This is a genomic window from Clostridium sp. SGI.024 (genome assembly GCF_050315195.1).
Lineage (GTDB): Bacteria > Bacillota > Clostridia > Clostridiales > Clostridiaceae > Clostridium.
This window is the reverse complement of sequence record NZ_JBNPON010000041.1, coordinates 21,266-33,511: the sequence shown is the minus strand read 5'-3', so window position 1 is coordinate 33,511 and position 12,246 is coordinate 21,266. Positions and strand designations below refer to the sequence as shown.

Sequence of the window (12,246 nt, the reverse complement as noted above, 5' to 3'; positions counted from 1 at the left end):
AAGGAGCTGTCGCAACAGCTCCTAAATTAAAAATGTAGAATGTAAAATGTAGAATTATTGATGTAATTCCAAAGGAATTACTAAAAAGATATATATTTTAGAAACTCCTAAGGGAGTTTCTTCTTTAATTTTACATTTTTCATTATTCATTTTACATTGTGCGACAGCCCCCTTTATTACATTTAAATATTATATTTTATATTTTTCTTTTAGTATAAATTAATTTATTATTCTTTGTTTTTTATTCTTTTTTTAATCATAAAGCCACCGAATAATGAAGTTAGCACACCCAATAATGCTATGCTACTAGTTGGCATTCCCCCCGTATTAGGTAATTCATCATTATTTCTAACTTTATCACTTTCACCACTTGATTCTATTGATTTATTAGGTGTACTTGTATTCGTTTGTTGACCTGGATTTGTTCCCTCTGCTGGTTTATTTCCTTCTTCTGGCTTACTTTGTTCTCCTGGATTGCTTTCCTTATTTAGTTCTTCAATAACTGCATTTATTGCATTAATTAGTCTATCAGTTATAAGATCAATATCCTCTTGTTTAACCTCTTCTTTATTAATAACTAAATTTATAATATTTTTAGCTTCTTCCAGAGATTCTATAAACTCATTTTTAATATCCGCTGAAATTTTAATGAGTTCTTCAGCATTTATTAAATTTGCATTTTCAATTGCTTCTTCTAATTCTTTAGTATCTAGTATATTTTTTTCAATTTCTATCAAGTCATTAATTGCTTTGCCTAATTTTTCTGTAGAATAATCTATCTCTTCTCTTGTAGATAGAATATTTTCTACTACAGATTTAGCTTTTAAAAACTCACTTAAAAAAGCAGTCCATGAGTCTTCTGTATAATTATCTTCTTTTAATAGCTCTCCTTCTATTAATAATTCATTTAAAGCTTTTGATTCTAATAATAAATCATAAGCTAATTTAATTTCATCTTTTAGAGCTTTTAAAGCTCTAGTATTTATATTTTCTACATTACTAATCTTCGATACAATTTCTTTATAATTATTTACTGTTGCTATTGTGTAATTACTTTCATCTATTTCTTTTACTGAATTAACAGCATCATTTATTTCATCCTCTGTTGCTAATCTATCTTTTTCTGAAACATATATTTCTTTAATTGCAGCAAAATTATTACCATTAAATGTAGATATTGAAGTTATTTTTATTGCAGTTGCATTAATACTTTCATCTAATTCTATGATACTATTAACTCCCTCTGTAAATATATCTTCTTTTACTATTTTCCATTCTCCGTTTATTTTAGCTTCTAATTTATATTGTTTTATTGTTCCATTTGATGAACTTCCACGTTGTAATAACTTAACTGTATCAAGAGAGATTTCTTCTCCAAAATCAATTGATATCCAGTGGTTTCCTTGGTGATTGTCTCCTCCAACATAATTAGTATGCCACCAACTATTTTCATTACCATCTATAGCTGCTGACGCTGCTGCATCTCCAGTAGTTCCTGTCATTTCTGAACATGCTGTTGCTGTCCATCCATCTCTATTGTATTTAATTATAGATTCTTCAGCATATTTAGAGTAATCTAATTTCACTTCATCATAGTAAATTGAAGTGTTTTTTAATTCTACTCTTCCTATACTTCCTTCAAAATTGCTATCTCCAATTAATATATTATCTTTATCAATTGATTGATTAATAACTGAACCATTATATATTGAGTTTACTAATGCACCATCTATATATATTTTTAGCATACCATTAACTTCTCTAACAGCTATAACTTGATGTATTTCTCCATCATTTATTTTTCCAACCTCTTTAGTTACTGTTGATGTAGGTACATAGGCATCTGTACCAAATGTTCCATGAGCTTTATCTACAACAGTAGTTACATTTGATTTTGAATTAACAGTTAAATCTTTTACTTTAAAGTTTATATATCCTTCTTCATCTATTGATAGACTTATATCATCACCTTGTTTAAATAAATTCACATCTTTTCCAGTAAATTTAACTGACATATTTATTGAAAAATCTGTTGTTCCTTCAAATGATTTATCTGTATCAACTTCATAGGCTTTATTTATATCCATAAAGAACATATCTAAATTTCCATTATATTTTTTGTTTATATCTTCAGCACCTACTAAATCTTTATTTGATTTTACAACCACAATATTTGAATCATCAAATACTGGAATATTTAAAGACTCTTCTGTACTATTTCCTAATGAATCTTTTTCTCCATTTATATTTAATTCTACATTACCTACTAATGTATTTTCAGTATTTATTACAATAGTTCTGTAATCATCTAATAATTCGCTTTCTGTTATTTTATTACCTTCAATACTATAAGCATCCTTAATATTTTCTACACGTTCATTATACTTAATTGTAATTTCCTTATCTCCAGTTACCTTTGAAGATATAATTTTTGCTCCTTCAGTATCTTTATTTCCATATTGAATAATCCTAGTTTCATATGGTTCTAAATTAACTGTTACTGAATCTCCATATGATATACTATCACCTACGCCTGCAATATATGGTAATATTTGATTTGACTTTAAGTTACTTACTGTCTTAGGAACTCCAATAACATCTGTTAATTGCAAAGTAAATGTTTGTTCTTGTCCTGTTGGATTTCTAAATGATATAATTCCTTCATCTCCACTCCAAGATGAATACCCATATACCCCTTGTGTAGGATTATTTCCAAACAATTTAGCATTTTGTAATATATCAGCATTACTTTCAGCAAAATCTAATGCATCTGCATTTACCTTCCACTTTTCATCGTCCATAATTGATGGTGAATAATATAACTCCCAAAATGCTGTTCCACGAACTGCATTAGCGAATAAAAAGTCTCTAAAATCCTCTGTAGTTGCTGAACTTCCATCAGACACACCATAAATAGGATCATGGTTATATATATTCTTTAAAGGGAATTGAACTTGATTTTTCTTTAATAAATTATAATAAACGTTATCTCTATAAGTTATTTTCTGTTGATGTCTTTCACCAGTTCCTGTTTGCCCTGTATCTCCTGAATCCTGAACCCATACAGTGTTCACCCATTGTAAAAGCCAAGGACTTAAATTAACATAACAAGTTGCATTAATAAATAAATCTTTTCCTTCTGCTTCACGGTTTTCACGCATTTTTTCCCATGCATCAATCCAATTTTCCCATAAATCTGTTGTGTAATACATATTATTAGTACCACCAGTCATATGATCATGAGCTGAATTTGTACATGGTCTAACTGCAAATCCATCTATTTTCCAATAATCAACATCAAATCTATTTTGATAATCAATAAATAAATTAGTTAGATTTTTTACATATTTATCTGAACCAACACATACATTAGTCCAATAATCACTTTGCTTATATCCAGTTCCCATTTTTTCTAAATATTTAGCAAAACCACTAAAGTAATTATATCCACCTTGTGGCCCTAACCAAACACCAAAATTAGATTGTAACTTTTGAACTAACTCTGTAGATGTGTATAATTCATTTGGGAACTTATCATTAAACTCCCAAAATCCTGTTCTATTCATACTATTGCCAGCAGATTCCGTTCCTATGTTAGCATTAAATTCTGAATCTCTATAGTTATTCCAACCATCATCTACAACATAAGAGTCAACAGGCTCAATACCATTTTCAGTTAATCCTTTTTCTGATCCATAAAATGATTTTTCTATACTTTCATCTGTTATTCCTAGCATATTGTCATACCATGAATTATATTGTTTTCTAAAATCTGTTGGAGTTGCAATTTCAGATATATACTCATAAAAATCAGTTTGAACAACATCTGTATCTATTCCTTTAGCTGCTCCTACAACATTTTGCCAAGATACAAACTTATCATTTGATGTTAATTCATTCTCTTGAGCTAGCTTCTCAAAGGATTTTCCACTATAATATCTTATTTGCATTTCACCATTAACTATATCTGTATCTGTTGCTGGAAACTCTGAACCAAAGAACATACCATTTACATAGATAGGTTGTCCTAACATTAATTCATTTTTCCCAATCCACATTGATGATACATCCTTTAAATCTGGATGTGACCATATAGTGCTCATAATATCTTCACTTAAAATAAAATGATCTATATCTATATAATCTATTCTTGCTGCTGTATTGTTAGTTTTTACTTCTATAAATGATCTCATATAATGATCATCTTTTTCTAAAACAGTTACCAAATCTATATCATATTCAATATTATTTAAAACATATGGCTTATATGAGATTGTTAATTTCTTTCCATTTTCAATATCATCAATTCTTGTTGTTTCTGAATCAATAATTAAATTGCTTGATTTTATTCTAGTATCTGTATTACTTTCTTTAGATGATTGATACTTATCTGAAAATAAGTTTATTTCTGATGCTGTATATTCTTGAGTACTTCCTAAAGCATCAGATAATTGATCTATCTTAACATATCTAGTTTCATAAGTTTTATCAAAGTTACCATATACAACATCGCCTACATTAAATAAATTACCTTCTTGATGAAGATTATAATTTGCTCTAGCAAATTCTCCACTTCCTGCTTCCTTCCAAGCTAAACCATCTTCACTTACATAAAGCTTATACTTTCCCATTGTACCGTTTATTCCATATGCAGAATCACTGTATCCAGGTCTTTTTAAATATGAGAAAGATGATATAGACTTCTTTTCACCTAAGTCAATTGTCAATGATATAGGATATCCGCTAATCTGATAATTATTAATATAAGTATCTTTATTCCCATCAAATAGCTTTAATACATCTGCATCTGAATATTTAGTTCCAGTACTTACACTTAAAGCTGCCTTCCAATTAGTTCTCTCTATAACATTTTTAGGAACAATTGGTTTTGTAGTTTCAGAATCAGTTGATTCAGTTTTTATTGTATTAATAATGAAATCTTCAGATCCTTCCTTAGGTACTATTTGAGTTTTTGCTCTATTATTTTCAATTAATGTAGTTAATACCTTCCCATTGTTAATTGAAAATTCTCTTTTTATATAGTCATTAGCAATAACTATTTTTTCGTTATCTAAAGTTGTCTCAACATTATTGTTATTATCTACTTCAGCTTTAACTGCAAATGGCATATTAGTTAATACCATACTAAAGCTTAAGATAATGCATAATGATATCTTAGATAAACTTTTAAACCCCATTAATTCTCTTCCCTTCTAAAAATAATTTATATACCTTTCTTTAAAATTAATTAGTATGCTTTGATTTAATAAAATAGTAATTAAACTACTTTATTAAATCTTTGCAAACTAATCTATTTTATTACTCTTTGCTTTTTCTTCTTTTTTTTATCATAAATGTCCCTAATAATGAAGCTACTATTCCAAATAATGCTATACCACCAGATACTGTATCACCTGTATTCGGTAATTTACCTGAGTTATTACTATTGTCACTAGTAATATTAGTAGTGCTACTGCTAGTTGCAGGTGGTACTACAGGTGGAGTTGCAGGGGTAATTTTAATATCTTGTAATTCATTAATTGCATTATCCAAATTTTTTATAGCTAAATTCACCTCTTCTTCTTTGGCATCAGTATTATTTAAAACTTCTTTTGCATTATCTAAAGCTTCCTGTAATTTTTTCCAAGTCTCTTCGGTATATTTATCTTTATTTAGAGTATTAGCCTTATTTATTATCTCTCCTAAATTAGATTTATCTACTAAGCTTGGATCTACAGGTTTTTCATCACTTGACTTAACTAACTGTTTAATAGCATCCTCTAATATAGACACTGCTTCATCTACTTGCTTTTGCGTTGCTTCTTCATTTTCAAATATTTCATTTGCTGCATTAAGTGCTAATTTAAATGTTTTAAAACTATCAGCAGTATATTCTTTTTCTACCAAAGTTTCTGCTTCACTAATCTTGCTACTTAAAGCTGATTTATCTGCAAGCTTTATTAATTGATACATTTTATTTATAAGACTTAATTTACCCTGTTCTATATCCTCAGCACTTGCATCATCTTTTAATAGTAATTCTTGAAGTTTAAGTTTTGACTCTAAAAATTTCTTATAAGAATCCTTTGTATATTCATCTTCTTCCACTAAATTTGCATCTTCTAGGGCTTTATTTGCTTCAGTTGTATCAAATAAGCTTTCGATTGCATCTATAATAGCCTTATTTGAAGTTGCAAAGTCTTCTTCATTAGAAGTTTCATTTAATAATAGAGCTTTTGCTTTTTCAACTTCAGCATTTAATTTATTAAGTGATGCTTTTGAGTATTTACTTGTCTCTAAAATTAATTCATTTGCTTCTTCTAATTTAGCTTGTAATCCTTCCTTATTTGTTTTTAATGCTAAAGTTTTTCTTGCTGAATTTAAACTTTCTTTAACTTCATTTACTTGCTTTTGAGTCACATCGTCCTCTAAAGCAAGTGCAGAGTCATAAGCTTTCTTAAATACTTCCCAAGAAGTTTTAGAATATTTATCTTCTGATCCCTCTTCATTAATTATCTTTTCAGACTCTAGAATTTCTAAATTTAATTCATCTTTATTAATTAAGACATTTATAGTTGCTACTACATTTTTACCATTTTCTATAGTACCTATAATAGTAGTTGTTCCAACTTCAATTGCAGTAACATTACCATTTTCATCTACTATTACAATATTTTTATCTGCAGAAGTCCATACTATTTTATCTGAACTATCAATTGGATTTAAGATAGGAATTAACTTTTCAGTAGTATTAGCCTTAATATTTAATTCATCATTTTCCAATGCAATACTTTCTGCTTCTACCGGTACTAGTTGTCCATAAAATCTTAGTTCAGCTATACTAGCATATTTATCACGAGTATCCCCTAAAGTTTTTAACGCAGTAAATCTAACATATTGAGCTTTAGTGCTATTAAATCTTATAGGGCTATAACCTTTATTTTCTAGTCCTGAACCATTACTTGCTTCTTTTAAAGTTCCTTTTCTAACTTCAGTCCAATTTTTATTATCCAAACTTGTTTCCATTAAATATTCAGTTACATGTCCATTTTTACTATTTTGTCTTGGCAAATAATCAATTTGATTAAGATTATAAGCTTTATCTAATTTAACTACTATAGAAACAGGTACCTTATCACTGCTTTGGTATCCTGAATGCCATATTGTATTTTCATCACCATCTACAGCATTTTCTTTAAAATCTGAATCTGCTTCAGTTGTAGCAAATATAGCTTCTGATTTATTAAAGTCTATTCTATCTGAATCAACTGTACTACGTTCTTTTAAGGCATTTATAGTTGTTCTTATATCTATAATAGATTCACTTAATTCTCCTTCTGACTTAGCATTTTCTAATGTTTCTTCTCCATTTTTTATTACTTCTAATAAAGCAGAATAAGTTTCCTTAGTGTATATTTCACTAAGTTTTTCATAAGACTTAGCTGATTCAATAGCTTCAATTAATTTAGTTTTATCGAAGCCATCAATTACACTAACTTCATATTCAGCACTTAATTTACCATCTGCAGTTGTTACTTTTACTGTAGCTGTTCCTGCTTTGATGCCTCTTAAGTAATAATTTATTTTATTATCACTATCTATACGTATAACCTTTACTACATCCTCATTAGATGAAGTAATTTTATAATATAAATTATTAGCATTTTCAGGTAAAACCTTTGCTGATATTGGAGTTAGCTTATTAATATATAAACTACTTGGTTTATCAGCTGTAAATTGTATTGAAGATGGTAGTTGCATTTTTTCTTCATAAAACTCAATTTCATTTATTGCTAATGTATTTATATCTTTATTTGATTCAAGAGCTGTAATAACAATCTTATCAAAGCTTTGATTATTTAATTCATAAATGGTTTTTGATGTTGTAATATTAACTTTTTCTCCTAAATCAGTTGCAACACCATTTAAATATCCTACAGCTTTTACCTTTTTTAAAGCTGCAATATTATTGCTTCCATTTGTATTTACTCTATTATATATAGTAAAATTATTAAATTTCTTTGCTTCATTAAAAGTAAATGTCATTTCAAATGGGAGTTTTCCTTTATCTACTTGGGTAGAAGTATATACCCATTTTAAATCCATACGGGAGCTATCATCACTACTTGTAGTTCCATCTATTAATTTGCTTAATCCCATTCCAGATTGTAATTGTGATTCATCACCAGTTACAGTTATATTTTCTTTTACAACTTTAGCTACTGAAGATTGTCCTTCTGGTAAAGCTTCTTCTGTGTTTTTAACATTAGCAATTGCATTTTTAGAATTTGAGTTACTATCAACGATTATTACATTAGTAGCTTTTAAGTCAAAAGTTATATCACTCTTAGCTTTTAAAGTAACTCTTGAAATTGTATCAGTACCATTAATTCTTGTTTTATTACCTGTATTAGCAAAAACAACATAAATATCTTGTTTATTATCAGTATGCAATCTAAGCTTTGATAAATTTTTCATTTCTGCTGTTGCAAGTGTAGCTTCAGGTGTTTTAACTAGTTCATACTTACTCGAATCTAATGGTATTTCTACACTAAATCCATTAACATCTGATAGATTTGTTCCAACAATATCAACTGTAAATGTTTCTCCTGCTGAAATACTAGTTTTGCTAGGTGATAACATAATTTCTCCAGCTATTTTCTTATCTTTTGTTGGTGTTATACCACCATCTAGTTTACTTGCTACATAATTAATATCATATGCATCAATAATATTGTTAAAGTTTAAATCAGCCATTGATACATAATTCCAATCAGCATCTACAGATGATAATCCTGTATAATTTTGAAGGAAGGTTAAGTCTCCTTCTTCTAATGTTCCACCATTATTCCAATCGCCAACAAATTGCCCCTTAGTTCCATCTACCATATAAGGTCTAAATTCTTTCATAGTTAAGAAATTACCAATTGACTCTTTTGTTACAATCTTAAAGTATCGTGCTTTAACTGGAGTAGTAAAATTAATAGTTTTAACTTCACCATCTGTAACCCAAGCTGTATTCCCAGAATCGCTTGCATTAGTAAATACTTTTTGATAATTTACTCCATCTATGCTGCTATATATTTCTGCTCGTTTTACCGATCCATTTCCATTATTTCTAAATAGTAAATCTAATTTATCAATTTGATAAGCTTTTTGCATATCAATTATAAATGGCTTATCAATAGCATTTCCTGCTGAATGGAATTGAGAAGTATCATTTCCGTCTATAGCATTTGCTGCTACATCACTGCTATAATTACCTTCACTCCAAGTTACAGTCATATTTTTAGGAACATTCCTATATGGATCTAAATTAGTTTTTACTGTTAACTTATTACTCCAAGCTGAATATCCATCTTTATTTACACTGCGAATACGATAATTATATTCAGTATCAAAATCTAAAGCATTATGAATATATTGTGTTGATAATATATTTTTCTGTATAATTCCATCAATTTCAACTTCATAAGATTCTGCTCCTTCTACTTTATCCCATGTTAAATTAATGGAATTTGAAGTTATTAACTCTTTAGGTGCAGTGAAATTTGTAGGAGTACTTAAATCTGTATTTAATTCATTTTTAGATATATCTTGAGCATTTACGAAATCATTAATTGTAAGCTCAACTGTATTAATTGTTACATCTGTTTTCTCTGCTTTTACATAAAGTTTAGGTGTTGTAATTATCTCTACATCTTGAAAATCTGATTCTTCTGTAGAATATTTATTTAAATTTGGACTTTCATCATAAAAATATAAATTTGTACCATTATTAAACTCTTCTAAAGATGCTGCTTCTTTCATTGAAACATTTTTATTCCCAACTTTTAATGACAAATCTGTTGGTTTTTCACTTGCATTTATTGTAAATTCAGTTGTTCTTTCTGTAACTATACCTTCATAATCACCTTTTAACAACCCAGCCTTTATAACAGCCTTTCCTTTACCACTCTTAGGCGCTGATGAGGTTATCACTGTTGTTGCAGATTTTCCTTCTTTATAATCTGTTGTTAATCCATCATCTTCATATACTTCAAAACTAGTATTTCCACTTGGATATACTTCAAATTTTCTTTGTGAATCATCTATTTCTTCTGGATTATTATTCTCATTAGCCATAGGAATTATAGCTCCATTCTTAACAAATAAAGGTAATTTCCAAACTGGTGCATCAAAATTATTTAATACACCACCACCTCTATATTGCTTTCCTGTAAAATAGTCAATCCATATTTGATCTTCATCAGGAAGGTATATATCATTACGTATATCATTTCCTTTTGAATCAGATGAAGTGTTCTGATATATAGGTGCAACTAACAAGTTCTCTCCCCACATATATTGATATTGAGTATCTGTTCCATAAGTATATTCATTAGGATACTCTAACATCATTGCTCTTATCATAGGTACACCATCTGTGGTTGCTTCATTTGCAATAGTATAATTATATGGCATCATTTCTGCCTTTAATTTTAAATACATACGATTTATTGAAGTATATGGCTCCCCAAATACATATGGCGTTTTATCATTACTTCCCCAGCCATCCATATCTATTTCAATTGGAGTAAATGCCTTCCATTGAATATCTCTTGTTTGTATTAAACTATTTCCTCCAAAAATACCATCTATATCTGATCCTACATTTGGTTGACCAGATAACCCTGAACCAATATAAGTTGGTATATGGAAACGAATATACTCCCAATTTCCTCCATATTGATCTCCAGACCAAATTCCAGCATACCTTTGAGTCCCAGCCCATCCATCTAAAGATATTACAAATGGTCTAGCTCTATCTACTGAATTATTTTCTATCCCTTCAGCAGCTTGTCTAACAGCGTTTAATGCAAATGAATATCCAGCTCCTACCCATGCTACATCTGTTTTAACGGCATTTGTTCCAGCAACACCAACCTCTTTATCTATATCACGTTGTAAATAAGCTTCTCCAACTCCAGTTGGTTTTAAGCTACTTTGTGTCCAAAGTCCAACTTGAACGCCTTTACTTTTTGAATAATCAACAAATTCTTTTAGTAAGGCTATATTTCCATCAATAGTATCTGCACGTCCATATCCAGCTCCATATCCATCATTAGGTAAAAACCAACCTATAGGCATATCATTACTAATATGTTCATCTATAACTTTTTTAGCATCTACCATTAAGGTTTCTTGACGATCAAACCCAGCTTTTTGTGTTTGAGATTCTTGACCTGTTTCATCATTTACCCAGTCTCTAGCATATGCGTTAGCATGACCAATATAAAATGAATACTCTGGTAATAATATTGCTTTTCCTGTTAAATCAGTAAATTTATTTATAATATTGGTTGGAGTTTCATCTATAAAATAATAAGCATCAAAACGTTTTTCGGAATGCTTAGTTAATACCTTACCTTCTTCAGTTGATTCAAAGTCATACTGCCCAGGCTTAAAGGTATTCCTCATAACACCATAACCATTTGTAGAAAAATAAAATGGTGTTGGACTTGAAACACCTCCATCTACCCAATTATTTTCATTTTTTATGTTAATTGTTTTACCTTTATGAGAAAATCTTCCGTTTTGTTGCCCTCCACCATAAAAATATTCATCTTCATTAGCTTCTAATGTTTGAATAGTTTCATCACTCTTATATTTTAATGGTTCTGCTTCTTTCCAAATAATCTTATTATTCTTTTTATTAATTAACTCCATCTTACCTGTTGATTTTTCAATCCTTAACTCAATGGCTTCAGTAGAAACCTTTATAATATCCCCATCTTGTACTGTTGGTTGTACATTGGTATATTCACTCTCTTTTTTCTCAATAATTTTTGTTGTATGATTCGCTGAATTAGGAGTTGCATCTTCTTGAAACACACCGCTTGGATCCATATATATTCTAAATATATCATTATCTAATACTGATACTCTTACTTTCTCACCTGTAGTCATTTCAAAAGTAACCTTATTATCTAATTGCTTATAACTTTTAACTCCACCAATAATACTGTATTCGTTTACTTGAATTTGATTGTTTATATTTTGTATTATATAATTAGGCTCTAAAGAATATCCATAAGCTGAAATTGGTTGAATTGCTATCCCCGATGCAAAAACAGTAGTTATAGACAGTGCTGTTAACCTTTCTACTAACATTTTTTTCTTCATAATTCTCCCCACTTTTCATTTTTATAATTTCTATCCTAATTTAATATGTTTCTATATCTAAAAGTTTTTATACAAATTTGA

At 29.0% G+C, this 12,246-nt stretch carries 2 protein-coding genes; both read right to left on the bottom strand.

What is annotated here, in order from left to right; all coding sequences use genetic code 11:
* Positions 1-227: 227 nt before the first annotated feature.
* The gene (locus tag ACQRD5_RS11600; RefSeq protein WP_427746840.1) at positions 228-5,198 is read right to left on the bottom strand and encodes a discoidin domain-containing protein; all 4,971 of its coding nucleotides are present in this window, start codon (positions 5,196-5,198) and stop codon (positions 228-230) included.
* Between the two features lie 121 nt (positions 5,199-5,319).
* Positions 5,320-12,165, bottom strand: a complete 6,846-nt coding sequence (locus ACQRD5_RS11595) for a discoidin domain-containing protein (protein ID WP_427746839.1) — start codon at positions 12,163-12,165, stop codon at positions 5,320-5,322.
* Positions 12,166-12,246 lie beyond the last annotated feature (81 nt).